The organism is Oscillibacter sp. KLE 1745, from assembly GCF_000469445.2.
Lineage (GTDB): Bacteria > Bacillota > Clostridia > Oscillospirales > Oscillospiraceae > Oscillibacter > Oscillibacter welbionis.
Map to the genome: position 1 here is coordinate 25,432 of NZ_KI271680.1, position 25,455 is coordinate 50,886.

A 25,455-nucleotide genomic window follows, 5' to 3' on the forward strand; every position below is an offset into this window, starting at 1 on the left:
GGGTGGAAACATGACCGGCTGTGAAGGAGCGGAGATCCAGGCATAGTTTCACCCAAATGACAGAAGATTTCCTTGTTCCGTGAAATCACGATCATACTTCAAAAGGCAGAATCCGGTGGACCCTGCCTTGCGGCGGGTCGCTTGGTGTGGTATCATCAGAGCAGCGCGAGGTACAGGAGGAATGGAGGAGGCCCATGATCCGAAGAATGGGGAAGGGCGACCTGGATGCTGTGGCGGCCATCTGGTTGGACGCCAACCGGGAAGCCCACGATTTCATCCCAGCAGCCTATTGGCTGGGACATTTTGCAGAGGTCAGGACTGCGCTGGCCCGGGCGGAGGTCTGGGTCTTTGAGACGGAGGCGCGGGCCGAAATTTCAGGCTTCATCGGACTTCTGGGAGACTACATCGCCGGCATCTTCGTCCGGAGGGAGGCCCGGTCCGGCGGCGTGGGCCGGCAGCTGTTGGACCACGTGAAGACCAGCCGCGGGCAGCTGCGCCTGCAGGTCTACCGGAAAAACCTCCGGGCGGCAGCCTTCTACCGGCGGGAGGGGTTCCGTGTCCTGGAGGAGGGCGTGGATCCCGAGACTGGGGAAGCGGAACTTCTTATGGAGTGGCGATGGGACGGCCCGCAGAGCTGATCCGCGATACGCAAGGAGAATGGACATAAGGGAGGTGGGCACATGACAACGGTAACGATCCCCGCTCCGGTAGGGGAGATCCTGAAAACACTGGAGGCGGCGGGGTATGGTGCATGGTGCGTGGGCGGCTGCGTCCGGGATGCCCTGCTGGACCGGATGCCGGGGGACTGGGATGTGACCACTTCCGCCCGGCCGGAGGAGACTATGGCCCTGTTTGCCGGCCGGGCTGTCCCAACTGGTCTGCGCCACGGCACCGTCACCGTAAAGACGGAGCAGGGTGGCGTAGAGATCACTACACTCCGGCGGGACGGTGCCTATCGGGACCACCGGAGGCCGGAGACCGTGACGTTCACCGACTCTCTGGAGGAGGATCTGCGGCGCCGGGACTTCACCATCAACGCGATGGCAGCGGACCTGCAGGGGACCCTGTACGACCCTCTGGGCGGCCGGGCAGACCTGACGGAGAAGGTCCTGCGGTGTGTGGGAGAGCCGGACCGCCGGTTCGGCGAGGATGCCCTCCGCATCCTGCGGGGACTGCGGTTCGCGGCGGAGCTGGGGGTCACTGTCCATCCGGATACAGCGGTGGCCATCCACCGGAACCGGGAATTGCTGAGAGCCATTGCTCCGGAGCGGATCTGGGCGGAGCTGAAAAAGCTGGTGTCCGGGAAATGGGCCGCAGAGGTCCTGCGGGCCTATCCGGATGTGGCTGGCGTCTTCTGGCCGGAGATTCTGCCCATGGTGGGGTTTGACCAGCGGAACGGCCACCATTGTTACGATGTGTGGGAGCACACTCTCCATGCCATGGAGAAAGTAAAACTGGAGCCGGAGCTGCGGCTGACCATGCTGCTTCACGATATTGGAAAGCCAAATTGCTTTACAGTGGATGGGCTGGGCTGCGGACACTTTTACGGCCATCCGGCGGAGAGCGCCCGCATGGCGGAGGCCATGCTGGGTCGCCTCCGGGCCGAGACGGTTCTCCGGGAGACGGTGGTGCAGCTGGTGGCTTGGCATGACCGCAACATCCCACGCACCCGCCCGGGCGTGGCTCGGGCACTGGGGGCACTGGGGGAGCGGGACCTGCGGCGTCTGCTGGATGTGAAGCGAGCGGACAATCTGGCTCAGGCCCCGGCGTACCGCTTCCTGCAGGGGGAGATCGACAGGGCGGAATGCATCCTGGACCAGCTGCTGGTGGAGGGCGCCTGCATATCCCTGCGGCAGCTGGCGGTGAACGGGCGGGACCTGCTGGCCATGGGACTCTCCGGCCCCGCGGTGGGACAGACTTTGCGGGAACTGCTGAACGCTGTGCTGGATGACTCCCTGCCCAACGAGCGTCACGCGCTGTTGGCCGCTGTCAGGGATCGGGCACACCGAGGCTGAAGGCAACGGAAAAGAGAGAAGCCCCGGACACACACGTGTGCCCGGGGCTTTTGGTATGAACTGGGAGAAGGGGAAGCGATCAGAACAGGCGCAGCTGTTCCGCCTCCCGGCGGCGGCCGGTGGTCTCCCGGACCACCGTCTCCGGCAGTTCCCGCAGGAAGGGAGAGAACTCCGGCGCGGCGGTGAGGATCAGTTCCTCCCGGGCCCGGGTGAGGCCCACAAAGAAGAGCCGCCGCTCCTCTTCCGCATCCGCCGGGCGGCCGGGGGACTCCAGGGGCATCGCTCCGGCGGAGAGACCCGCCAGGAACACCGCAGGGAATTCCAAACCCTTGGCACCGTGGAGCGTCATCAGGCGCACTGCGCCGGAGGCCCAGTGTTTGCCGGATGCCCGCCGGAGGTCTGCCTCCTGGCCCAGGACCAGAGCATCCCAGAGGCTGTCGAAGTCCTCGTGGAATACCGCCGTGTTCCGCAGGCGTTCCAGGGCCGGAGAGGTGCCGTACTGTTCCTCCCACTGTTCCACCAGCTTCCGGGGGGTTTCCGTCCGGACCAGAGGGAGCCAGACCTCCGCCCGGTCCAGCCAGTTTTCCAGAATGCCGTGGCCCCGGACCGCCTCCTGCAGGGCCGCCGAGTCCAGCGTGCCCATCTTTTGGCAGAGCGTCTGGGCCTTCTGGATGAGATCTGCCGGGCAGTTCCACAGCAGCCGGAGGGCGGACTCCAGCGCCGCGTTGTCTGCTGGCACCACCAGGGAACGGAGGAAGCCCAGCGCCCCCCGAACCGCCGGGTCATCCAGGAAGTCCTCCCGCCCGGTGACAAGACAGGGAATATCGTCGTGGCGGAGGCATTTCTCCACCAGCTCCAGCTGCCGGTGGGTGCGGCAGAGCACCGCAATATCGGAAAAGGCCCGCACCGTCCGCTCGTGGCCCAGGGCCTGGGCCTCCAGCATGTCCACGCCGCCGGTCATACGGCCGATCTCCTTGGCGATGAATACGGCCTCGGAGAAGCTGTCCGCTGCCTGGACCAGCCGCACGGCAGGACCGGCGGGGCAGTGGGGAGTCAGTATTCGGCCCCCGCCGGGATTATGACCGATCACTGCCAAGGCCGTATCCAGAATGGCCGGAGCAGAGCGGTAATTTTCTGTTAGGTGAATTTCCTTTACACCAGGATGCTCCTCTTGAAGCCGCTGGAAGCACCGGCAGTCGGCGCCCCGGAAGCCGTAGATGGACTGGTCCGGGTCGCCGATGACGAACAGCTCCCCGCTCCGGCTCCAGGACCGGACCAGCCGGTATTGGATATCGTTGATATCCTGAAACTCGTCCACCAGCACATGACGGAAGCACCGCAGGCCGGTGACATCCCGCTTCAGTCCTTCGGTCAGCAGGTCGTCGAAGTCCAGGGCGCCCAGGTCTCGCAGCCGGGCCTGATAGGCGTCGTACAGCTCCGCGTCCAGACCGGTATCCTCCGGGGACACGCCGTTTTTCACCCGGGAGACAGACTGGAGCAGCGTTTTTCCGCCGCCCTTTCGGCCGGACTCCCGCAGCACCTGCTCCGCGATGGTCAGGGCCTCGCCGGGGCTGATGAGCCGCACGTCGCCAAGCAGTTTCAGACAGATGGCGTGGAAGGTGCCGATGGTCATGGCCGCCACCGCCCGCTTGCCACCCAGACGCTGTTCCAGCCGGGCGCGCATTTCCGCCGCCGCTTGATTGGTGAAAGTGACGGCGGTAATCTCCCCGGGGCGGACGCCCCGCTCCTCCACCAGCCAGGCGATCCGGGCCACCAGGGTGCGGGTCTTGCCGGTGCCGGGGCCCGCCGTCACAGCGGTTACCGGCGCAGTGGAGGTGACGGCCTCCAGCTGCGGGGGATTCAGCGCCTCCGGCTGGGGAGCAGCCGGGGCCGCTTCCGGCGCCAAAACGCGCTGCAGCTCCCGGCGGGGCTTGGATTTGCGCACAGGCAGGTCCAGGCCAAACAGAGAGATCTGCCCGCTGAACCGGGCGATCTCACCGGGGGTCAGCAGGGAGATGACGCCGTACTCCCCGTCAAAGCCCGCCCGGCGCTCCACCTGCCCGGCCCGCAGGCGGCGGATGCCCTCCGCCACGCAGGGGCCGGCCGTGTGGGCGATGTCCTCCACAGGCACCTCCCGCAGGATGGAGAACTCCGGCCCCAGGGCATGGAGCATCTGCTCGTACAGCGCCTGGGTATTCTTCCCGGCGGCGGAGACTCCGGTGGAGGCGGCGATCACCTCCGGCAGGGGCGCCAAACTCTCAAAGGGTTTGGCACCCTCGGGACGAAACCCTGCAGGACGGTCCGCCAGGGCCTCCACCCGGTGCTCCACGCCGATGGTCAGTTTCTTCCCGCAAACGGGGCAGACGCCGCCCAGCGCCGCTGTCTCCGCCGGGGTCAGGCAGACGCCGCAGTTCCGGTGGCCATCCAGGTGGTACTTGCCCTCCTCGGGGAAGAACTCCACCGTGCCCTGGAATCCCTCTCCGGTGCGGATGGCCCGGACCAGCTCCGGGTAGGTGAGGCCGGTGTCCAGAAGATCCGCCTCCCGGCCCAGCTTGGAGGGGGAATGGGCGTCGGAGTGGGAGACCAGGGTGAGTCCGTCCAGGGCAGAGACCCGCCAGTTCATGGGCGGATCAGAGGAGAGGCCCGTCTCCACCGCGTGGATGTGGCCGGTCAGATCCCCGAAGCACTCCTCCATGGTATCGAAGCCGGAGAAGGCGCCAAACAGAGCGAAGTGGGGCGTCCAGATGTGAGCGGGGATGAATTCCGCGTCCGGGCAGGTGTCCAGGGTCAGCTCCAGCAGGTCCCGGCTGTCCAGCCCCAGAATGGGCCGTCCGTCGGAGTGGATGTTGCCGATGGCCTCCAGCCGGGCGGAGAGCTCGTCCGCCGCCTCCAGAGAGGGCAGCAGGATCAGGTTGTGGACTTTCCGGGTTCTGCCGTGGCGCTTGTAGATGCAGCTGATCTCCCCGGTGATAACGAACCGGGGCGCCTCGCCCGGGGCGACATCCGGCAGGCGCAAATCCTGGCGCAGGGTATAGACGCCCTCTCCGGCGGGCACCAGCTGCTCCCGCAGCTCGGCGCGCCAAGCGGGGTGGGTGAAGTCCCCGGTGCCCACCATTCGGATGCCCTTTCGCCGGGCCCACCAGTCCAGGTGGGGGAGATCTCCGTCCTTACTGGTGGCCCGGGAAAAGCGGGAGTGGATGTGGAGGTCGGCAATGTACATGGAAGTCCTCCTCTGTCGAATCAAGTCGATTCCATTATAATCTCTTCTGTCCGGCGGTGCAAGGCGGAGAAAAGCAGTCCGGCGTGTTCCGCCGGGCTGCTGAAAAAATCATTTATGGGTTCTGCCTGCCGGAGGGCATGCGCTTCGGGACGCGAGCCAGGCGCGGGAACACTGCCCGGAACAGGGAGGAGGCCAGGATGACCCCAACCGCCAGGGCGGCCGCCATGCCCAGAGTGCCCAGCAGGGCGCTGAGGAATTGCTCTGTGTCGCCCTCCAGACAGTAGCCCATGGCGTAGTAGATGCCGCCGCCGGGCACCAGGGGCAGCAGGGCCACCAGCTGATAGCCGGTGACGGGGCAGCGGCGGATACGTGCCATGACTTCCGAGAACAGACTGATGGCCATGGCGGCGAAAAAGCCTGCCAGGATGGTCTTGCCGGCCAGTAGATACACCAGCCATCCCAGAGCGCCGCCACAGCCGGCAATCAGCTTGCCGGGGCCATGGATATTGAACACCAGAGTGAATCCGATACAGCCGGCGAAAGCACACAGGCAGGGCAGAACATATTGAGACCAGATATCCATAAAAGTAGATCCCCTTTACAGAATATACCCGATGCCCAGGCCCACAGCGGCCCCCAGAGCGATACCCGTGGCGATCAGAATAGCCTCCGCCGTCCGGCTGAGTCCGGAGTAGGTGTCGCCGGCCACGATCTCCCGCATGGCGTTGGTCAGGGCCACGCCCGGCACCAGCAGCATCAGGACGCCGATGGTCACCAGGTCCACATTATTCCCCAGGCCCGCCCGCACCAGCAGAAGAGACAGCAGGGAGGCGATGCCGCTGCATACCAGCGTCCGCAGAAAGCTGTTGCTGCCCAGCCATCTGCCGCCGAAGAGCAGGCAGGTGCCCACCACCAGACCGCAGAAGAAGGCGCTCAAGCTGTCCCAAAACCCGCCGCCGAACAGGGGACAGAAGAAAGCGGGGGCGATACCGTAGCCCAGCAGCACCGTGGCGGGGCGGTGGCGGCGGCAGGAGGCAGGGAGGCGGTCCACCATGGCCCGGGCCTCGTCCAGGGGCGGTACGGTACGGCAGAGCTGGCGGCATAAAGCGTTGCAGCTCTCCAGCAGCTCCAGATCCGTGCCGTGGGCACTGATCCGGCGCATCCGGGTCACCGGACGGCCATCCTCCGCCATCAAACTGACAATCAAACAGCTGGGGATGGCAAACACCTGGGCGTCCTTGCCTTGGTAGGCCTGCAGCAGCCGGTAGACGGACTCCTCCACACGGGAGATTTCCGCGCCGCTCTCTGCCAGCAGGCAGCCCAGCGATGTGGCTAGATTCAACAGCTTGTCCGAATCCATAAAACGCCTCCTCTCGCCTTTTTAAGATATGCGATTTTTGGAAAAAACACAAGGGATATTTTGACGAAACGCGCCGCGCAGGGGAGCCCTTGACAAAAAGGAGCGGTTTCTGTATAATCGAATAGTCCGAAATCGGACAAAATAAGACGGGAGGGATTCGATGGGACAGGAAGTTCTGGATGCTTTCTGGAAATCCAATGACCGAATCTACAATGAGAATACCCTGCTGTACCACCGTCTGGCCCGGGCCTGCGGCCTGCCGGACTGCGCCTTCTGGCTGCTGTACACCCTGCGGTCGGAGGAGGCGCCCCTGACCCAGACCCAGTTGAGCGAGCAGCTGTCCCTACCCAAGCAGACGGTGAATTCCGCCCTGAAAAAGCTGGTGGAGGAGGGAGTCCTCCGCTTGGAGGCGGCGGACGGCAATCTGAAAAACAAGCGGGTCTGTCTGACAGAGGCGGGCGAGACATTCCTCCGCCGCACTGTGGACCGCGTGTTCGGCGTAGAGAGCGCCGCGGCCGCCCGCCTGACCGAGGAGGAGCGGTCGGCGCTTGTGGCATTGAGCCAGAAGCTGCTGGATGCCTTTCGGGCGGAGACGGAAGCTTTTTTACAGACCGCTGCGATAGGAGACTGATGTATGCAGATCAAACTTTCTGACCATTTCACCTACGGACGGCTGCTGCGTTACACACTGCCGACCATCGTTATGATTATCTTCACCTCTCTGTACAGCGTGGTAGACGGACTGTTCGTATCCAACTTGGTGGGGGACCTGGCCCTGTCGGCGGTGAATATCGCCTTCCCCATCACTATGATCATCGGCGCCTTCGGCTTCATGCTGGGCACCGGCGGCAGCGCCATCGTGGCCCGCACGCTGGGGGAGGGGAAGCCGGAGCTGGCCTCCCGATATTTCACGCTCTTCATCTGGTGCGTGGCGGGGCTGGGCGTGGTGCTCTCCATTGTGACCATCGCCTTCATCGAACCCATCATGCGTTTTGCCGGGGCTAGCGACCTGCTGCTGGAAGACTGCATCGCCTACGGCCGGATCCTGCTGGCCGGCAGTGCCGTGTTCATGCTCCAGAGCGCCTTTCAGAGTTTCTTTTCCGTGGCGGAGAAACCCAAGCTGGGGTTACTGCTCTCCCTGGCTGCCGGAGCCACCAACATCACCTTTGACTACGTGTTCATCGCCCTGCTGGGCATGGGTGTCACCGGTGCCGCATGGGCCACAGTGCTGGGCTACTGCGTGGGCGGTGTCATCCCGGTGGTGTACTTCCTGCTTCCCAGAAGAGAGGGCCTGCGGCTGGTGCGGACGAACTTTTACGGCCGGGAACTGCTTCACGCCTGTATCAACGGCTCCTCGGAGCTGATGAGCAACATCTCCGCCTCCGTGGTGGGCATCCTCTACAACATCCGGCTGATGGACCTTCTGGGAGAGCCGGGCGTGGCGGCCCACTCGGTGATGATGTACGTGGATTTCGTGTTTGTGGCTGCCTTTCTGGGGTTCTCCATGGGCAGCGCCCCCATCGTCAGCTATCACTACGGGGCGGAGAACTATGATGAGCTGAAGAACATCTTCCGCCGCAGTGGCGTCATCATCGCCGCTACCTCCGTGGCGATGGTGGCGGCGTCGGAGCTCTTAAGCCGGCCCCTGTCTGCTGCCTTCGTGGGGTACTCTCCGGACTTGCTGGAGCTGACCACCCACGGCTTCCGGATCTTTGCCCTGTGCTACCTCTTCTGCGGGCTGAATATCTACGCATCCGCCTTCTTCACGGCCCTGTGCAACGGCGCCCTGTCGGCCCTGATCGCCTTCACCCGCACGCTGCTGCTGCGGGGTGGACTGGTGCTGGTGATGCCGGTGTTCTTCGGCGTGGATGGCGTCTGGTGGTCCGTGGCAGCGGCGGAACTGCTGGGGGTGGTGCTCTCGGTGGTGCTGCTGGTGCTGATGCGGCGGCGTTACCATTACGCCTGACGGGGGAAAACGCGGATATGTTACAAGACGGCGGCTCCGCTCAGGTGGTATGCTGGCTGGTGCCGACAGGAGGGAAGAACCATGAGACAAGCGGCGCGGACCGCCCGATATGACCAGGCTCTGGGGCTGGAGGCGTACAGCCTCCGGGCGGTGGACAGGCCCTTTCCCAGCCACTTTCACGACCATTATGTGATCGGCGTGGTGGAGCGGGGGACCCGGACCCTCACCTGCGGCCGCCAACGGCAGGTCATCGGCCCGGGAGACGTGCTGCTGTTCAACCCGGGAGACAGCCATGCCTGCATCCAGGCGGACGGGTCTCTGGACTACCGGGGACTGAATATCCCACGCAGCACCATGCTGGCCCTGGCGGAGGAGATCATGGGCAGCCGGGCAATGCCCGGCTTTTCCGTGGCCGTGGTTCGGGACGGAGAACTGGCAGGCCGCCTCCGGGCCCTGCACCGGGCGGTGCTGGGGGAGGAGCCGGAGCTCCGGAGGGAGGAGGCGCTGCTGCTGGCCTGGGGCCTCCTGCTGCCGGGTTACGCCGGGATGGTGGAAACGGTTTCTGCCTGCCGGGTGGAGGTGGAGCGGACCTGTGCGTTCATCCGGAGCCACTATGCCCGGCATATCACGCTGGAGGAGCTCAGCCTTCAGGCGGGACTGAGCAAATCCGCCCTGGTCCGGGCCTTTGCCAAGGCCAAGGGTGTCACGCCCTACCGCTATCTGATGGCGGTGCGGATCAGCGAGGCACGGCGCCTGCTGGAACGGGGTGTCTCCTCTGCAGAGGCCGCCGTGGAGACAGGCTTTTCCGATCAGAGCCATTTCACCAACTATTTCACTGCCTTCACCGGCCTGACGCCGGGGGCCTGCCGGGAGCTGTTCCGGCAGGAATGGGAGAGAGGATGACACAGCTGTGGAGACGAATCCTGCACGGGGCCACCTGGCGGCCCTGCTGACCATTGTGATCTGGGGGACCACCTTCATCTCCACCAAGGTGCTGCTGGTGGATTTCCAGCCAGTGGAGATCTTGTTTATCCGGTTCATGATGGGCTTTCTGGCGCTGCTGGCAGTCTGTCCTCGCCGCCTGCAGGGCGTCACACGGCGGCAGGAGGGATTGTTTGCCCTGGCGGGGCTGTGCGGCGTGTGCCTGTACTACCTGCTGGAGAACATCGCCCTGACGTACACCATGGCCTCCAACGTGGGGGTCATCATCTCCGTGTCTCCCTGCTTCACCGCCCTGCTGACCCATTTTCTGATGCGGGGCGAGGAGCGGCTGCGGCCCACATTTTTCGCAGGCTTTGCGGTGGCCATGGCGGGGATCTGCCTTATCAGCTTCAACGGCTCTGCCCTGGAGCTGGACCTCCGGGGGGATTTGCTGGCGCTGCTGGCCGCCTTCGTGTGGGCCTGTTACGCCCTCTTGTCCCGGAAGATCAGCGCCCTGGGCCATCCCACTGTCCTGACCACGCGGCGAACCTTTTTCTACGGGCTGGCATTCATGCTGCCGGCGCTGATGGTCTCTGGCGTCCGGCTGGAGCTCACGCGACTCACAGCCCCGGTGAACCTGGGGAATCTGCTGTTTCTGGGGCTGGGGGCCTCGGCCCTGTGCTTCGTCACCTGGAACTTCGCGGTGAAGGCACTGGGGGCGGTGAAAACCAGCGTGTACATCTATCTGGTGCCGGTGATCACAGTGGCGGCCTCCGTGCTGATCCTGCGGGAACCCTTCACCTGGATGACCGGAGCCGGTACGGTACTGACCCTGATCGGGCTGCTTCTCTCTGAAGGCAAACTCCATTGGAAAGAGGGAACACACCATGAAACAGGAACTGGACAAATGCGTCCTGGTGATTGATGAGGCCATGCCCCGGGGCCTCGCTGCCAACACAGCGGCCATCCTGGGCATCACATGGGGCCGGCTGCGGCCGGAACTGGTAGGGGAGGACGTGACCGACGCTGCCGGAGCCATCCACCCCGGGATCATCCGCACGCCGGTGCCGGTGCTCTCCGGCAGGCCGGAGACTTTTCAGACCCTGCGGCGGCAGCTGGCCGAGCTGGAATTTGCAGATGTGGCGGCTGTGGACTTTACAGATCTGGCCCAGAGCTGCCGTACCTACGGCGAGTTCATCGAAAAAATGGCCCGCACCGGGCCGGGGGAGCTACGATACCTGGGCATGGCCCTTTTGGGCCCCCGGCATCAGGTGGACCGGCTGACCGGAAGCCTGCCGCTGCTGCGGTAGGGAAAAAACGCAAGAATGGGGCCGCGCCCGGTTGCGGCCCCATTCTCGTATCATTTCCCGGAGGACTTATGGCCCCTGCTGGATCAACAGATCCACCTCAGCATCACCGCCATTGGTGTACAAATAGCTGCAGGCAAAGCCGTTCGCTTCCCAGATGGCATACGACATACTATCGTATTGGTAGTATGCGACGCTGACGCCCGCAATCTCTCTGCTCTCCTCCAGTGTGCCGCCGTAGATTCCGCTGATGTCTCCACTCCCATACTGGATACGAAACTGGGAGCCGTCCGCATAGTCCACCTGTCCCATGGTGGGGTACCCATCTGAGATGAACACGGAGTACGCCTCCACCTCTTTCTCCAGCACAGGGACCTTGAAGTCCAGATATGCTTCCATCTCTGCGGCGGACGCGACTGTGAGGATGGGATTCGGGATTTGAACCTGCTGAGGATCCGGGGCAGCGCGCCCTCTGCCCTGAATCAGCAGTGCCCCGCCGGCGGCCAGCAGGCACAGGCAGGCCGCCGCGGCGCCCCACCGGACCCAAAAGGACTGCCCGTGCTTTCGCCTGTACCGGGCGGCCTCTTCCACATACCTGCCGTCGAGCGCACTCAGAGCATCGGAAAACTTCTTTGCATTCATAAAAACGCCTCTCTTTCTGCCAGATATTGTTTCAGCTTCCTTCGGATCCGGGTCAGCCGGACGGAGATATTTTTTTCGCTCAGCCCGACAAGCCCGGCGATGTCCCGGCAGCTGTCAGAAAACCAGTAGCGCCGCATGAAGATTACGCGGTTCTCTGCGGACAGCGTATCCAAAAAGCACGCAATGACGCGGGCGAGCTCCCTTGCCTCCACCTCTTCCTCGGCGCTCTTTCGGTCTGGAAGACACTCCTCGACTTCCTGCAAAGCAAGGGTGTAAGGACTGTTTCGCTTGGCAGCGCCCTTTTTCCAATAGCACTTCAGGGAAATGTTGCGGACGATCCGCGCCATATAGGGCAGCAGAGAGTCCGGCTTTGCCGGGGGAATGGCATTCCATGCCCCCAGGTACGCATCATTGACGCACTCATCTGCGTCCTGCCTGTCATTCACGATGTGATAGGAGAGACTGTGGAATAGTTTTCCATATTTCGCATCCAATGCCTCGATAGCCTGTTCGGAACGCGCAAAGAACAGTGTGATGATCTGCTCCTCATCCATGGTTGCTCCACCTCCTTTCCGGTTTCACTTTGTACACTACGTTTTTTTCGGCAAATCCTACAACAGATTCCAGTATTTTTTCAATATACGATCATGCGGCCATACGGCCGGAAGAGAAGCGGAGAAGGCCGCAGTTCCAGCTGCGTCTGCGGAAAAGACGACTTTGCATCCCAGGTGACAAACCGGGGGAAGTGTGGTAAGATATTCCGGTATGAAAATTTCTGTTCCCCAAGGAGTCCTTTATGGAAAACTATTTTGAACCGAATCTCACCGACGACCAGCTGCGCGCTATCAGTTCCATCGGCCTGGCCCACATGGGGGACGCCGTGTTCGAGGTGCTGGTGCGCACCTGGCTCTGTGCCCATGGCAAGGCCACAGGAAGGGGGCTGCACCAGGCCACCATCGCTCTGGTGCGGGCGGAGAGCCAGGCAGAGAAGGCGGAGCGGATCCTGTCCCTTTTGACGGAGGAGGAGGCCGCTGTGTTCCGCCGCGGGCGGAACGCTCACGTGAAGTCGGTACCCGGCCATGCCACCCGGGCCCAGTACGGCGAGGCCACGGCCCTGGAGGCCCTGTTGGGCTGGCTGTATCTGAAGGGCCGGCGGGACCGGATCAATGCGCTTTTCCGCGCGATGATGGAGGAGTAAGACCATGCCAATGGATGGAATCTGTATGCAGGCGGTGGCGGAGGAGCTGCGGTCGGAACTGCTGGGCCTGCGGATCGATAAGGTCCAGCAGCCCGCCCGGGACCAGGTGATCCTGCTGCTGCGGGGGAATAAGCGGCTGCTGCTGAACGCCGGGGCCAACACTCCCCGCATCCAGCTGACCGCCCTGACAAGGGACAACCCGGCGGAGCCCCCCATGTTCTGTATGCTGCTGCGCAAGCATCTGGTTGGGGGACGGGTGGCTGCGGTCACCCAGCCGCCCCTGGAGCGGCTGGTACGGCTGGAGCTGGACGTTACTGACGACTTCGGTCAGCCGGGGCGGCGGACCCTGGTGCTGGAGGCCATGGGCCGCCGGTCCAACCTGATCCTGCTGGATGGGGAGGGCCGGATCATCGACTGCCTCCGTCGGGTGGACGCGGACATGTCTGCTGCCCGGCAGGTGCTGCCGGGGCTGTATTACGAGCCGCCTGCCTCCGTAGGCCGCCTGCCGGTAACGGAGGAGACGGAGAACGGCTTCCGGGAGAAGATCTCCGCCGCAAACCCGGAGCGGAGTGTGGACGCCTTTCTGCTGGACCACTACTTCGGCATCTCCCCCCTGATCGCCCGGGAACTGGCCTTCCGCTCCGCAGGGGAGACGGATGCCCATCTCTTTGACCTGGGAGCGGTGGGAGAGGACCGCCTCTGGAAGGAATTGTCCGGGCTCATCAGAGATATACAGGAAAATCACTTTACACCAATCTGCCTGAAAAAAGATGGGAAGATGGCAGATTTCACCTACTGCCCCATCGCCCAGTACGGCCCTGCTATGGAGACCGTCCGGTATGACACTTTTTCCACCCTGATGGATGACTTCTACGCCCTGCGGGAGCAGCAGGAGCGGGTGCGTCAGCGGGGGGCGGACCTGCTGCGGACTGCCACCACGGCACGGGACCGCATCCGGCGGAAACTGGCCATGCAGGAGAAGGACTACGCCGCCACACAGAACCGGGACCAGCTGCGGATCTACGGTGACCTGATCACCGCCAACCTCTACCGCATGGAGCGGGGGGCGGCCAGATTGGAGACAGAGAATTTCTATGACCCGGAGTGCCGCCCTGTCGCCATTCCCCTGGACCCGCTGCTGACGCCCCAGCAAAACGCCGCCAAATACTACAAGCGCTACACCAAGGCCAAGACGGCGGAGAAGTATCTGGCGGAGCAGATGGCCCTTGCCCGCCGGGACCTGGACTATCTGGAGAGTGTGCTGGAGGAGTTGAGCCGGGCAGAGACGGAACAGGACTTTTTGGACATCCGCGGCGAGCTGCGGGACGCGGGCTTCCTCCGCCGACAGGGAAAAAAGGAACAGAACCGGCCTGCAAAGCCTCTGGAGTTCCGCACCACCTCCGGCTTCCGGGTGCTGGTGGGGCGGAACAACCGCCAGAACGACAAGCTGACCCGCAGCGCGGACCACCGGGACATCTGGCTCCATACCCAGAAGATCCACGGTTCCCACGTGATCCTCTGCACAGGCGGCCGTGAGGTGGACGATGACACCATCGTGGAGGCGGCCAAGCTGGCGGCCTGGTTCTCCCAGGCCCGGGAGGGTGCCAACGTCCCCGTGGACTACACACCGGTGAAGAACGTGAAGAAGCCCGCCGGTGCCCGGCCCGGCATGGTGATCTACTCCACCTGCCGCACCGTGAACGTGGCGCCGGAGGAGGGGCTTGTGAAGAAACTTCAATTGTCATAAAAAAGTTGTTAAAAAGAAGCTGCTTGTTGGTCAAGCAGCTTCTTTTTCTTTCAAAATATCCAAAAACAGGAATCTTTTTTGTGCAGAATGGCTCTTGCAAAACGGGAGCAAAGGTTTACAATAAAGCTCTCCTGAAAACGGGAGGCAATCAGTATTCAGACCTCAGAAAGCGAGTGAGAGGCAATGACGTATCATTATCTCATGGACCTGGCGCTGATCCTGTTGAGCACCAAGGTGCTGGGCATCCTGACGAAACGCATCCAGATGCCACAGGTAGTTGGCGCGCTGGTAGCCGGACTGATTCTGGGACCGGCTATGCTGAACGTACTATCAGAAACGGAGTTCCTCACCCAGCTCAGCGAGTTGGGCGTGATCGTACTGATGTTCTCCGCCGGCATGGGCACCGATATCCAGGAGCTGAAGCACAGCGGCAAGGCGGGCTTCCTGGTGGCCCTGCTGGGCGTGATCGTCCCACTGGTGCTGGGCACAGGTCTGGCGATGCTCGCAGACCGGACCGGCATGATTGAGACCAGCGGATTTTTGGAGGATGTGTTCATCGGCACCATCCTTACTGCAACTTCCGTCAGCATCACAGTGGAGACACTGAAGGAGATCGGCAAGCTGGATACCAAGGTGGGCAACACCATTCTGGCGGCGGCTCTGATCGACGACGTGCTGGGCCTGATTGCCCTGACCATCGTCAGCAGCCTGTCCGGCGGACAGGACAGCATCGCCCTGGTGCTGCTGAAGATCGTGCTGTTCTTCGTGTTCTCCGCTGTGGTCTCCTTCCTCGCCCACAAGTTCTTCTGCTGGCTGATGGCCCTGTGGCCCGGCCGGGAGCGGCGCCGCTATCCGGTGCTGGCCTTTGTGCTGTGCCTTCTGATGGCTTACTGCGCGGAGGAGTTCTTCGGCGTGGCGGACATCACCGGCGCCTATGTGGCGGGCCTGGTGATCTCCTGCACCCCCAAGTCCTCCTATATCCAATCCAAGTTCGAGCCGTTGAGCTTCCTGCTGCTGACGCCGGTGTTCTTCGCCAGCGTGGGCATCAAGGCAAAGGTGGACGGCATGACCGGCAGCCTGGTGCTGTTCTCCATTCTCCTGCTGCTGATTTCTGTGGCCACCAAGATCGTCGGCTGCGGCCTGGGCGCAAAGCTCTGTCATTTCACTGGCAAGGAGAGCCTGCAGGTGGGCGTGGGCATGGTCTGCCGCGGCGAGGTGGCGCTGATCGTAGCCAACCGGGGTCTGGAGCTGGGAGTGCTGTCCGGGACCCTGATGGCACCGGTCATCATCACCGTGGTGGGCGGCACGATCCTCACACCCATCCTGCTGAAGCTGGTATTCCGGCACGACGGACAGCCGGCCAGCGCGGCGGACAGCAATCTGGCAGACCACTATGAGAAGATGGAGCAGCTGGATATCGTCTCCGCAGAGCTTCTGGCCAGGGACCAGAAATACCTGAAAGAAGGGGAGCACGGCGGAGACAAGGACCGCGGCTGATCTGCTCCGGTGACTGAGAACCGCAAATACGGGGAGCCGGCCTTTTGGTCGGCTCCCCGTATTTTGAAAAGCGCGCTGTATCCGCCGTCAGGCGGTGTGGCGGGCGTGGCCCGTCTCCTCGTCGGAGGAGCGGAACAACAGCGTGATGCACCACAGGCCCGCCAGGCCCACCAGGGCGTAGATGATGCGGGAGAGAATGGCCATCTGGCCGCCGCAGAGGAAAGCCACCGTATCAAAGCCGAACAGGCCGATCCCGCCCCAGTTCAGGGCGCCGATGATAGCCAGTGCCAATGCGATCTTATCAATCACCATGCGAAAAACCTCCTTTATGCCTTCCAGCAGGGATTTGGCGTTAGTGTATCCAACGGGGCGGGAACTATGCGGATGGGGAAAATTTCCAGCCTGGACAAAATTTGCAAATCGCATTGCAAAGGAAAGATAGGGATTGTATAATCGAAACAGCGGGATCCGATCTCGCCCGCGGCGAAGCCGCGCAGACCGATTGATAAGGGGAGACAGTATGAATATTGTATGCTTGGATATGGAGGGCGTCCTGGTGCCGGAGATCTGGATCGCATTTTCAGAGGCCAGCGGCATTCCGGAGCTGCGGCGCACCACCCGGGATGAGCCGGATTACGACAAGCTGATGACCTGGCGGCTGGGCATCTTGAAGGAGCACGGCCTGGGGCTCAAGGAGATCCAGGACACCATCGCCAAGATTGATCCGCTGCCCGGCGCCAAGGCGTTTTTGGACGAGCTGCGGGCCACCACCCAGGTGATTATTCTGAGCGATACCTTTGAGGAATTCGCCAAGCCTCTGATGGAAAAGCTGGGCTGGCCCACCATCTTCTGCAACTCCCTGGAGGTGGCGGAGAACGGCGAGATCACCGGCTACAAGATGCGCTGTGAGAAGTCCAAGCTCACCACGGTGAAGGCCCTGCAGTCCATCGGCTATGACACCATCGCCAGCGGCGACAGCTTCAACGATTTGGGGATGATCCAGGCCAGCAAGGCAGGCTTCCTCTTCAAGAGCACGGAGCAGATCAAAGCCGACCACCCGGAGATTCCGGCCTTTGAGGAGTTTGACGACCTGCTGGCGGCCATCAAGGCGGCGCTGTAAGAGTTTTCCGGAAAGAAAGGGGACGCGACATGAACGAGAAATTCCAGAAGCTGGGCTTTTACCCGGCGGATATCCTGCTGCCCAAGGATGCGGACATGACCAAGTGGGCCGTGGTGGCCTGCGACCAGTTCACCTCCCAGCCGGAGTATTGGCAGGCGGTGGAGGAGACTGTGGGGGACGCGCCTTCCACCCTCCGGCTGATCCTGCCGGAGGCTAAGCTGAACGACCCGGATGTGGACGCCCATATCGCGGACATCAACGGCGCTATGAACCGCTATCTGGCGGAGGGCGTCTTTCAGACCCTGCCGGGGTCCCTGTTCTATATCGAGCGCACGCAGTCCGACGGCAAGGTGCGCCACGGCCTCATCGGCATGGTGGATTTGGACCAGTATGACTTCACCCCCGGCTCCGGCGCCCTGATCCGGGCCACGGAGGGGACGGTGCTCTCCCGCATCCCACCCCGGGTACGGGTACGGCAGGACGCCCCCGTTGAGCTGCCCCACGTGATGCTGCTGATCGACGACCCGGACCGCACGGTTATTGAGCCCCTGACCGCCGCCAGCGGGGAGATGGAGCAGCTGTATGACTTTGACCTGCAGCAGGGCGGCGGGCACCTGAAGGGTTGGAAGCTGACGGACGCCCAGATGGACGCCGTGGCGGACGCCCTGGCGGCTATGTGCACGCCGGAGGCCATGGAGAAAAAGTACGGCCTGAAGGACGCGGCACCTCTGCTGTTCGCGGTGGGCGACGGCAACCACTCTCTGGCAACAGCCAAGCAGTGCTATGAGAACCTGAAGAAGGTCACGCCGGAGGACCAGTGGGCCGATTTGCCCGCCCGCTATGCTCTGGTGGAAGTGGTGAATAATCACGACGACGCCCTCCAGTTCGAGCCGATCCACCGCGTCCTCTTCGGCGTGGAGCCCGAACAGGTGCTGGAGGCGATGAAGGCCGCCTATCCCGGCGCCCACGAAGGGGAGGGCGAGGGCCACACCATCGCCTACACCTATGCAGGGCATACCGGTACCATCACGGTGCCCAATCCCAGGATGCAGCTGGCGGTGGGCACGCTCCAGACCTTCCTGGACGCCTATCTCAAGGAGCACGGCGGCGAAGTGGACTACATCCATGGCGACGAAGTGACGGACGAGTTGGGCAGCAAGTCCGGCAACATCGGCTTCAAGCTCCCGGCTATGGGCAAGGAACAGCTGTTCAAGACCGTCATGGCCGACGGCGTCCTGCCCCGCAAGACCTTCTCCATGGGCCACGCCCAGGATAAGCGGTACTATGTGGAGGCTCGGAAGATCAAGTAAGAAGTCGTTTCCACAGATACAGACAGCGCCGCAGGCTTTTGCCTGCGGCGCTGTTTCTTCTGAAACCTGGCAAAAGCCGCGGAACCGCCGCGGCTTTTGGGGAGAGCGTCTTTTTAAAACAGGCCCCTCCGCCTCCGGAACTTCTGGGTAGCTTCATACGCGAAACAGAGCAGGGCGAGGGACAGGATTGTGATGGCCGACAGGAGCAGGGCTGCGTACAGCAATGAGCTTCTGCTCAAAAACAGGATGTCCAGCATACGATGCTCCTTTCTGGTGCTGTTGGGGGGATTGCCCAAACAATTCATTCCACCTCCTCTGTTCTGTGTATAAATTCGCCGCACTATCTTAAAAGAAGAAAGAGAATTTGTAAAATTTTACATGACGCCGGGCATTCGTTCAAAAGGCAGAATCCCGGTCGATCACGTTCCAGTGAGAGGCGGAGACTGTCTGCCCATCCTTGCACTCCAGCTGCACTTCCAAATGAGAATAAAGGCTGGCGGGGATCTGCCAGCGGAACAGGGCGAAGGTCCGGCCGTCCCGGATCCGCCGGACGCCGATCTGCTGCCGCTCCTCGGCCACTCCGGTGCCGGTGGGATACAGAAACAAAACCACCTGATCCACCGTGTGCTCCCGGCCGTCCTGGAAGGTGACCGCCACGTTCACGGTGCTGTCTGGCGGAAACAGATACCAGCCGAAGTCGCTTTTGGCGATCTCCTGCCCGGCCGCATCATAGAAATAGACGCCTGTAATCTGCGGATCCTCCGGCGGCGGCCAGCCGTCCTGATGCGCGCTGTAAAGGATCCAGCCCAGCGCCGCCAGCAGCGCCAGGCAGAGGAGCCCTGCCGCCAGCGTCAGCCGCTTCCACCGCCGCAGAGGGACGGGCGGCGCTGTTTCTCTTTCCACTTGAAGGTCTGTCCCCAAAATCTCCGAGAGCGCCCGCCGATTTTCCGGAGAGGGAACAGAGGTTCCCATCTCCCACTTGGATACCGCCTGCCGGCTCACGCCCAGCCGCTCCGCCAGAGCCTCCTGGCTCATGCCCAAGCGATCCCGGCCTTCCCGAATCGCCTTGCTCATGTCCATGACGCACCGCCTCCCGCTCCGCTGCTCTCAGCATAGCAGGTTTTTCCGGTTGCGTCCACCAACTTTCCGCAACCGTCCGGTTGCGGGCGATTCATTGTTTCTACTTGGGGAGGGATGTGCTATACTGGACCCAGACAGCGGGCGGAGGCCCGCGGGAGGTGGTGCGATGAAGACTTTGACGCTGGAGGCCCCGGCCAAGATCAACCTGACTCTGGATATTCTGGGGCGGCGTACAGACGGCTATCACGACATGCGGATGGTGATGCAGGCCGTGTCCCTGGGGGACACCGTGACGGTGGCAGAGGCGGCGGGCGGCTTTTCCTTGCTGACAGAGGGCATCTCCCTTCCGGCGGGGAAGGTCACTTTGGAGCAGCGGGCGGCGGATGCCTTTTTCCACAGGCTGGGCCGCCCGGTGCCGGGGCTGGAGGTACGCCTTGCCAAGCGGGTCCCGGCTTATGCGGGGCTTGGGGGCGGCAGTGCGGATGTGGCGGCGGTGCTGCGGTGCCTGCGGACCCTGTACGCCCCGGATCTGCCGCGGCAGGCGCTGGAGGAGATCGGGCTGGCAGTGGGCAGCGATGTGCCCTTCTGCGTCCGGGGCGGCACATGTCTTGCAGAGGGACGGGGTGAGCTCCTGACGGACCTGCCGCCTCTGCCGGACTGTGCCATCGTACTGTGCAAGCCGGACTTCGGCCTGCCCACACCGGAGCTGTTTGCCCGGCTGGACGGGGCGGACCTTGGCCCCCGGCCGGATACGGCGGCCATGGCAGCGGCGTTGGCCCGGGGCGATCTGGCCGCCGCGGCCGCCTGCCTTGGAAATGTTTTTGAGCGGGTGCTGACGGAGGAGGAAGGGGAAGAGATCCGCTCCATCAAGGAAGCCCTGCTGCGGCACGGTGCCCTGGGCGCGGCCATGAGCGGTTCCGGCCCCACGGTGTTCGGCCTGTTTGATGACCGGCAAAAGGCGGTCCGGGCAAAGGAGGCGCTGGAGGGACGTTACCGGCAGACGTATCTGGCCGCGCCGGTAAAAATATTGGAAAAGATGGAATAAAATCCGGAATTTCCGTCCATGATGGGGGAAACGGGCCCCATGGGGCTACATAGCAAAGGACGGAAAACGGATATGAAAACAGCTGCAAAGCGTGAGCGAAAGACTCTGCGGATCGTGGAACTGGCCCTGCTGCTGGGTGCGGCGGCGTTTCTGATGACCGGCGTCTGGGCGCTGAACACCCAGCGGGACCTGGCGGACAAGGTGGTGCGGCTCCATGTGCTGGCCAACTCTGATACGGAGGAGGACCAGGCACTGAAGCTCCTGGTCCGGGATGCGGTGCTGGAGCGAGCCACGGAGATTCTGGAGCAGTCGGCGGACCGGGCGGAGGCAGAGATTCGCCTGCGGGAGAGCCTGCCGGAACTGGAGGCCATCGCCGAGGAGACGGTACGGGCCAACGGCTATGACTACGCCGTGACGGCAGAGCTGGAGGACACGGCCTTTCCCACCAAGGAATATGACGGCTTCTCTCTTCCAGCCGGGGAGTATCTGGCCCTGCGGATTCTGATTGGGGAGGGCGCCGGACAGAACTGGTGGTGTGTGGTGTTTCCACCCCTGTGCACCGCTGCCTCCGCGGACGTGCCGGAGACGGCCCTGGCCGCTGGCCTGACGGAAGACCAGGTCAGCCTGATGACGGAGGAGGATGGCGGCTACCAGCTGAAATTCAAGGCCGTGGAGCTGTGGGAGCGCCTGAAGGCGGCGCTGGAGTGAGCGGGAGCCGCCCTTGACACGGCCCGCTGGGAACGGTATCATAAGGGCCGGGACCGGACTTTCCTGCGGCCCCACGGCGGGGAGCGGCGGATGGCCGGATGCTCCGCACTTTCCAGCGGGGAGGAGACGGCGGCATGAGAGAGGCGGAACTGAATCGGCAGCGGGTGGTGTTCACACCGCAGGAGGCGGCGCGCCTGCCTCAGGACCGGCCCTATGCGGCGTACATCTGCCACTATGACTGGGCGGAGGGAGAGCACGCCACACTGATGCACTGCCACGAGCGCCTGGCGGAGGTGCTGCTGATCCTGAAGGGCAGCGGCCGGTACACCGTGGATCTCCGCCGGTACGAGGTGGCAGCCGGAGATGTGGTGCTGTGCAGCGGCGGCGCCCTCCACGACGAATTCCCCCAGGCAGACCAGCCGTATCAGACCCTGTGCGTGGCCATCGGGAACTTGGCGCTGGCGGACCTGCCGCCATACAGCCTGCTTTCCCCGGACCGCTGCCCCCTGTTTCACCAGCCGGAGCAGTTTGCGGACCTGAAGGAGCTCTTCTGCCTGATGGACCGGTATGCAGCGGAGCGGGAGCCGGGCTTCCAGGAGCTGTGCCAGCACCTGATGCTGGCGTCGCTGGAGCTGGTCCGGCGGATGGCGGCGGGGCGGAAGGAGGATCTCGTCACCCGGGAGGACTCCACCTTCGGCCGTGTGGCCAGATACATCGACCGCCATTATGCGGAGGACCTCTCCATCGAGCAGCTGGCCCGCCAGTTTTATCTGAGTCCCTATCATCTGTCCCATATCTTCCGGCAGAAGACGGGATACAGCCTCAAGCAGTATGTCCTGCGCCGCCGGATCGGGGAGGCTCAGATGCGGCTGGTGAACGCGCAGGACAGCGTCCAGACCATCTCCGAGGCGGTGGGATTCGCGGACGCCAGCTACTTCTCACGCATCTTTTCAAAATACGTCGGCCTCACGCCCACGGAGTACCGGAAATTCCGGATCGGGCCGTGAGACCGCAGAAAAGTCCGGAAAAAAGACCTGCGGAGGGAACCGTGCCGTTCCCCCCGCAGGTTTGTCTATTTCATTCCGTCAGGTATATTTGTATACTTTGTCCAGCATCCTAAGCAGAAGACGGATGAATAGGGAGGAGATCCAGATGAAACGGACATGGAGGAAGAAAATCGGCGCAGTTGTGGCCCTGCTGGCCGCCGTGGCAGTGCTGGGTACCGGCTGCGGCGCGGACGCCGCCGGGGCTGTGGAGTCCCGGACCAGGGAGACGAGGGCTCTGGGCCTGCTGCTGTCTAGGGAGGATACGTTTTTGTCGGAGCTGAAGGCGGACATCGAAGCGGAGGCCGCCGCCCAGGGCTACGCGGTGCGGTATTACAACGCGGGCAACGACCCGGAGACCCAGCTGCGCCAGGTCCACGAGGCCCTGGCAGAAGGCGTGGAGACCCTGCTGGTGAACCTTGCAGACGGGGAGGACTCCGAAAAGGTGGCAGACATCGTGGGCGACGCAGGGGTCGTGCTGCTGAACCGGGCGCCGGGGACGGCGATCCTGAACGAGCGGATGGTGTTTGTGGGCATGGACGAGGCCGGGAGCGGCGCCCTCCAGGGGCACGCCCTGGCGGAGTATTTCTGGGAGACGGACCACGGGACGGATATCCGCTATCTGCTGTTCCAGGGGATGCCCGGCCAGGAGAATACAGATGCCCGCTCCGGCACCGCCGTGCAGAGCCTGCTGGACGACGGCTTCTGCCCCATCGCCGCGGCGGATTACCAGGTCTGCGGCTTCAGCCGGGAGCGGGCCCGCCAAGCCATGGCGGCCCTGCTGGAGCAGGGCGTGGACTTTGACTGCGTCATCTGCGACAACGATGAAATGGCCCTGGGAGTCATCGAGGCGCTGGAGGCCGCCGGCCGGGATCCGGGCGCGGCGCCCATCGTCAGCGTGGACCACACGGCGGAGGGGGCCGCCGCCCTGGAGAGCGGCAAGCTCTATATGACGGTGGACCAGAACCCGGAGGACCAGGCCCGGGCGGCGGTGGCGGCAGCCGTCAATCTGGCCCGGGGGCGGGCCTATGACGACGGGCTCCGGGAGCTGCTGGGGAACGACTGCACGGACCCGGAGCAGCCCTTTGTACTCCGGGTTCCTGTGGAGGCGGTGACCACTTGACGTACTGCCTTGCTTTGCCGGAGTGCAGAAAAGCCTGTGTTCAGAAGGAACACAGGCTTTTTCAGCCCAGAAGGTACTGCGGGACGGGCGCCCCGGCATGGCATCAGACAGGGAACGGATGTGGAACGCGGGCTGCACAGCATGGATTCCGCATTTGAACGGGCATATCCCGAATCGGCATGCGCGATGAAAGGCGGGTGCGCAAAACCAGCTGCAAACTCCCACTCTGCTCCGCGTGCGGATACCATCCGAAAAAATTTCAGATTTTTTCACGCTTGCTCTTGACTTTGAGTGTACTCCAGGTGCTATCCTATAAACGTGTCGGATGACCGATGCGCAATACCATGGCTGCCGGGGGGCTGAAGAGATGCATGAGGAATTTCAAACGGTCCTGCGGGAGCACCTGGCCCGCTATCCGCTGATGGAGCCCCAGGACTGTGCCAAGCTGGCCTATCAGAGTACGTTCGGTCCAGCCCATGCAGCGGGGGAACGGGGAGATGTCCTCCGGCAGCTGCTGGGGGAGTGCAGCGCCCTTCCCGCAGACCGGGAGGCCCGGCCGCCGGAGCGGATCGGGAACGGTTTGTGCCGCGTTCATTTGTCGGGGACGGGGGATTGGACGCTGGCTGCGCCGCTCCTGGCGGATCTGCTGCTTCTGACGGCGGCGGAGCACCACGGGACGGCGGCGGACCTGGAGGAATGCCTGACCGCGGCGGAGGCGCTGCCCCTGCCCGGTATGGCGGACTGGCTGGCGGTGTACCGCCGTCAGGGCTGTCCGCCCGTCCACCACTCGCCGGCCTACCGGGAGGCGTATGACCCCCACTACCGGGTCCTGCGGACAGCATACGGCGGGTACTTCCCGGCACTGCTGGCGGCGGCCCGGCTGGCGCGGAGCGGCAGACCAGCCGTCGTGGCCATTGACGGCCGCTGCGGCAGCGGCAAGAGCGGCCTGGGAGACCTGATGGGGCGGCTCCTTCCCTGCAACGTGGTCCACATGGACGACTATTATCTCCCACCGGACCGCCGGGCAGAGAACTGGGAGCAGATCCCGGCTGGAAATATGGACCTGGCCCGCTTCCTGCAGGAGGTACTGGTGCCGGCAGGGGCCGGAGCGCAGATCCGCTGCCGCCCGTATGACTGCCGGAGCGGCACGCTGAGGGAGGGGACAACGCTTCCGGCCCGGCCCCTCACTGTGGTGGAGGGAAGCTACTCCCAGCACCCGCTGCTGTCGGCCCGCTATGATCTGCGGATGTTTCTCACCTGTGCGCCGGAGGAGCAGCGCCGCCGCCTGGAGCGGCGGGAGGGCGCCCACTTCGCCGCCTATGAGAGCCGGTGGATGCCCCTGGAGGAGCGGTATATCCGCCAATGCGGCCCGGAGAAGGGCTGCCAGCTGGTGATCGACACCACCGAATTTTTCCCCTGATGAGGGGAAAGCCCTGAAAAGCGCCCGGCCAGAAGGCCGGTATTCACAGCCCTGCAGACTCCGTAAAAAAAGCCAGAAGGCTGGTGCGGCGCCAGAAGGCGGCGCGAAAAGACTTTTTGAGAAGGAGTTTAACCCCATGAAACACAGCAATTTCAAAACAAATGTCCATAACCTGGTCCTGGCGGCCATGTTCCTGGCCCTGGCGCTGGTACTGCCCTTCCTCACCGGACAGATCCCCCAGATCGGCGGGATGCTGCTGCCCATGCACCTGCCCGTGTTCCTCTGCGGCCTGATCTGCGGCTGGCGGTATGGCGCGGTGGTGGGATTCGTGGCCCCGCTGATGCGGATGGCGCTCTTCGGAATGCCGCCGCTGGTGGCCGCTGTGGCCATGGCCTTTGAGCTGGCGGCTTACGGTGGCATCGCGGGCTTTTTGTACAATCGGTCCCGCTGGCAGTGTGTGGTGGCCCTGTACCGTGCTCTGCTGGCTGCTATGGTGGGCGGCCGGATCGTCTGGGCTGCGGTGCGGGTGGTGATGACCGGCGTGGCCAGCGTGCCTTTCACCTGGCAGATCTTCCTGACCGAGGCGCTGGTGAACGCCATTCCCGGCATCATCCTCCAGCTGGTGTTCATTCCCGTCCTGATGGTGGCTCTGGACCGCACCGGCATGGTCCGCTTCCGCCGGGAGCAGGCCGGTACCGAGGCCGCCAGCAGCAGCGCCAGCTCGTCATACCGC

The 25,455-nt window shown here is 63.5% G+C and carries 26 protein-coding genes; 18 read left to right on the forward strand and 8 right to left on the reverse strand.

Translation table 11 applies throughout. The features are described from left to right. Positions 1 to 194 precede the first annotated feature (194 nt). Both HMPREF1546_RS02640 and HMPREF1546_RS02645 read left to right on the forward strand, forming a co-directional pair. Positions 195 to 638, forward strand: coding sequence for a GNAT family N-acetyltransferase (locus HMPREF1546_RS02640; RefSeq protein WP_021749453.1), 444 nt, complete (start codon positions 195 to 197; stop codon positions 636 to 638). 42 nt (positions 639 to 680) lie between these two features. After that, positions 681 to 2,015 (forward strand): CCA tRNA nucleotidyltransferase, encoded by a 1,335-nt coding sequence (locus HMPREF1546_RS02645; RefSeq protein ID WP_021749454.1) that lies wholly within the window; start codon positions 681 to 683, stop codon positions 2,013 to 2,015. Positions 2,016 to 2,094: 79 nt separating this feature from the next. On the opposite strand, the gene HMPREF1546_RS02650 is transcribed toward HMPREF1546_RS02645, so the two are convergent. The 3 genes from HMPREF1546_RS02650 to HMPREF1546_RS02660 all read right to left on the reverse strand — a co-directional run bounded on the left by HMPREF1546_RS02650 (position 2,095) and on the right by HMPREF1546_RS02660 (position 6,595). After that, positions 2,095 to 5,235 (reverse strand): UvrD-helicase domain-containing protein, encoded by a 3,141-nt coding sequence (locus tag HMPREF1546_RS02650; RefSeq protein ID WP_021749455.1) that lies wholly within the window; start codon positions 5,233 to 5,235, stop codon positions 2,095 to 2,097. A gap of 112 nt (positions 5,236 to 5,347) precedes the next feature. Then, positions 5,348 to 5,818, reverse strand: a complete 471-nt coding sequence (locus tag HMPREF1546_RS02655) for a threonine/serine exporter family protein (protein WP_021749456.1) — start codon at positions 5,816 to 5,818, stop codon at positions 5,348 to 5,350. A gap of 15 nt (positions 5,819 to 5,833) precedes the next feature. After that, positions 5,834 to 6,595 (reverse strand): threonine/serine exporter family protein, encoded by a 762-nt coding sequence (locus HMPREF1546_RS02660; protein ID WP_021749457.1) that lies wholly within the window; start codon positions 6,593 to 6,595, stop codon positions 5,834 to 5,836. 160 nt (positions 6,596 to 6,755) lie between these two features. On the opposite strand from HMPREF1546_RS02660, the gene HMPREF1546_RS02665 reads away from it, so the two are divergent. The 5 genes from HMPREF1546_RS02665 (at position 6,756) to HMPREF1546_RS02685 (ending at position 10,792) form a co-directional block, all read left to right on the forward strand. Continuing rightward, positions 6,756 to 7,226: a MarR family winged helix-turn-helix transcriptional regulator gene (locus HMPREF1546_RS02665; RefSeq protein WP_021749459.1), complete on the forward strand. Its 471-nt coding sequence runs from the start codon at positions 6,756 to 6,758 to the stop codon at positions 7,224 to 7,226. 3 nt (positions 7,227 to 7,229) lie between these two features. Beyond that, positions 7,230 to 8,561: an MATE family efflux transporter gene (locus tag HMPREF1546_RS02670; protein ID WP_021749460.1), complete on the forward strand. Its 1,332-nt coding sequence runs from the start codon at positions 7,230 to 7,232 to the stop codon at positions 8,559 to 8,561. 81 nt (positions 8,562 to 8,642) lie between these two features. Next, a complete protein-coding gene (locus HMPREF1546_RS02675; protein ID WP_021749461.1) occupies positions 8,643 to 9,464 on the forward strand; it encodes an AraC family transcriptional regulator in 822 nt (273 codons plus the stop codon). A 7-nt stretch (positions 9,465 to 9,471) separates the two neighbouring features. Next, a complete protein-coding gene (locus HMPREF1546_RS02680; RefSeq protein ID WP_021749462.1) occupies positions 9,472 to 10,407 on the forward strand; it encodes a DMT family transporter in 936 nt (311 codons plus the stop codon). Further along, complete coding sequence (locus HMPREF1546_RS02685) at positions 10,370 to 10,792, forward strand: DUF2000 domain-containing protein (protein ID WP_021749463.1); 423 nt, start codon at positions 10,370 to 10,372, stop codon at positions 10,790 to 10,792. The genes HMPREF1546_RS02680 and HMPREF1546_RS02685 overlap by 38 nt, the downstream gene beginning before the upstream one ends. A 66-nt stretch (positions 10,793 to 10,858) precedes the next feature. Here HMPREF1546_RS02685 and HMPREF1546_RS02690 read toward each other — a convergent pair whose 3' ends face one another. Both HMPREF1546_RS02690 and HMPREF1546_RS02695 read right to left on the reverse strand, forming a co-directional pair. Beyond that, complete coding sequence (locus HMPREF1546_RS02690; protein WP_021749464.1) at positions 10,859 to 11,431, reverse strand: hypothetical protein; 573 nt, start codon at positions 11,429 to 11,431, stop codon at positions 10,859 to 10,861. After that, on the reverse strand, positions 11,428 to 11,985 hold the full coding sequence (locus HMPREF1546_RS02695) for an RNA polymerase sigma factor (RefSeq protein ID WP_021749465.1): 558 nt from the start codon (positions 11,983 to 11,985) through the stop codon (positions 11,428 to 11,430). Before HMPREF1546_RS02695 ends, HMPREF1546_RS02690 begins: the two co-directional genes overlap by 4 nt. Before the next feature lie 242 nt (positions 11,986 to 12,227). Between HMPREF1546_RS02695 and HMPREF1546_RS02700 the strand changes: the two genes are divergently transcribed. From HMPREF1546_RS02700 to HMPREF1546_RS02710, 3 genes are all read left to right on the forward strand, one after another. Further along, positions 12,228 to 12,629: a Mini-ribonuclease 3 gene (locus tag HMPREF1546_RS02700; RefSeq protein WP_021749466.1), complete on the forward strand. Its 402-nt coding sequence runs from the start codon at positions 12,228 to 12,230 to the stop codon at positions 12,627 to 12,629. Positions 12,630 to 12,633: 4 nt separating this feature from the next. Further along, the gene (locus tag HMPREF1546_RS02705) at positions 12,634 to 14,376 is read left to right on the forward strand and encodes an NFACT family protein (RefSeq protein ID WP_036630417.1); all 1,743 of its coding nucleotides are present in this window, start codon (positions 12,634 to 12,636) and stop codon (positions 14,374 to 14,376) included. Positions 14,377 to 14,559: 183 nt separating this feature from the next. Continuing rightward, positions 14,560 to 15,873 carry a cation:proton antiporter gene (locus tag HMPREF1546_RS02710; RefSeq protein ID WP_021749468.1) on the forward strand — a complete coding sequence of 438 codons (1,314 nt, stop codon included), beginning with the start codon at positions 14,560 to 14,562 and terminating at the stop codon, positions 15,871 to 15,873. Positions 15,874 to 15,960: 87 nt separating this feature from the next. On the opposite strand, the gene HMPREF1546_RS02715 is transcribed toward HMPREF1546_RS02710, so the two are convergent. Continuing rightward, positions 15,961 to 16,185 (reverse strand): DUF378 domain-containing protein, encoded by a 225-nt coding sequence (locus HMPREF1546_RS02715; protein ID WP_036630419.1) that lies wholly within the window; start codon positions 16,183 to 16,185, stop codon positions 15,961 to 15,963. Positions 16,186 to 16,393: 208 nt separating this feature from the next. Here HMPREF1546_RS02715 and thrH point away from each other — a divergent pair, with 208 nt between their 5' ends. Together thrH and HMPREF1546_RS02725 are read left to right on the forward strand one after the other, a co-directional pair. Beyond that, entirely contained in the window at positions 16,394 to 16,993 is a 600-nt protein-coding gene (gene thrH / locus HMPREF1546_RS02720) for a bifunctional phosphoserine phosphatase/homoserine phosphotransferase ThrH (RefSeq protein ID WP_021749470.1), read from the forward strand. Positions 16,994 to 17,022: 29 nt separating this feature from the next. Beyond that, positions 17,023 to 18,303, forward strand: a complete 1,281-nt coding sequence (locus HMPREF1546_RS02725; protein WP_021749471.1) for a DUF1015 domain-containing protein — start codon at positions 17,023 to 17,025, stop codon at positions 18,301 to 18,303. A 113-nt stretch (positions 18,304 to 18,416) separates the two neighbouring features. Here HMPREF1546_RS02725 and HMPREF1546_RS02730 read toward each other — a convergent pair whose 3' ends face one another. Beyond that, the gene (locus HMPREF1546_RS02730) at positions 18,417 to 18,608 is read right to left on the reverse strand and encodes a hypothetical protein (RefSeq protein ID WP_036630421.1); all 192 of its coding nucleotides are present in this window, start codon (positions 18,606 to 18,608) and stop codon (positions 18,417 to 18,419) included. A gap of 91 nt (positions 18,609 to 18,699) precedes the next feature. Then, the gene (locus HMPREF1546_RS02735; RefSeq protein ID WP_021749473.1) at positions 18,700 to 19,383 is read right to left on the reverse strand and encodes a helix-turn-helix transcriptional regulator; all 684 of its coding nucleotides are present in this window, start codon (positions 19,381 to 19,383) and stop codon (positions 18,700 to 18,702) included. Between the two features lie 166 nt (positions 19,384 to 19,549). Here HMPREF1546_RS02735 and ispE point away from each other — a divergent pair, with 166 nt between their 5' ends. The 6 genes from ispE to HMPREF1546_RS02765 all read left to right on the forward strand — a co-directional run. After that, positions 19,550 to 20,428 carry a 4-(cytidine 5'-diphospho)-2-C-methyl-D-erythritol kinase gene (ispE, locus tag HMPREF1546_RS02740; RefSeq protein WP_021749474.1) on the forward strand — a complete coding sequence of 293 codons (879 nt, stop codon included), beginning with the start codon at positions 19,550 to 19,552 and terminating at the stop codon, positions 20,426 to 20,428. A gap of 72 nt (positions 20,429 to 20,500) precedes the next feature. Further along, on the forward strand, positions 20,501 to 21,136 hold the full coding sequence (spoIIR, locus tag HMPREF1546_RS02745) for a stage II sporulation protein R (protein ID WP_036630424.1): 636 nt from the start codon (positions 20,501 to 20,503) through the stop codon (positions 21,134 to 21,136). 134 nt (positions 21,137 to 21,270) lie between these two features. Next, the gene (locus HMPREF1546_RS02750) at positions 21,271 to 22,143 is read left to right on the forward strand and encodes an AraC family transcriptional regulator (protein WP_025545721.1); all 873 of its coding nucleotides are present in this window, start codon (positions 21,271 to 21,273) and stop codon (positions 22,141 to 22,143) included. 145 nt (positions 22,144 to 22,288) lie between these two features. Continuing rightward, the gene (locus tag HMPREF1546_RS02755) at positions 22,289 to 23,302 is read left to right on the forward strand and encodes a substrate-binding domain-containing protein (protein WP_036630429.1); all 1,014 of its coding nucleotides are present in this window, start codon (positions 22,289 to 22,291) and stop codon (positions 23,300 to 23,302) included. Positions 23,303 to 23,669: 367 nt separating this feature from the next. Further along, positions 23,670 to 24,722 (forward strand): uridine kinase, encoded by a 1,053-nt coding sequence (locus HMPREF1546_RS19495; protein ID WP_256264474.1) that lies wholly within the window; start codon positions 23,670 to 23,672, stop codon positions 24,720 to 24,722. 136 nt (positions 24,723 to 24,858) lie between these two features. Then, positions 24,859 to 25,455: ECF transporter S component (locus HMPREF1546_RS02765; RefSeq protein WP_021751662.1), on the forward strand; the 597-nt coding region annotated here is incomplete at its 3' end.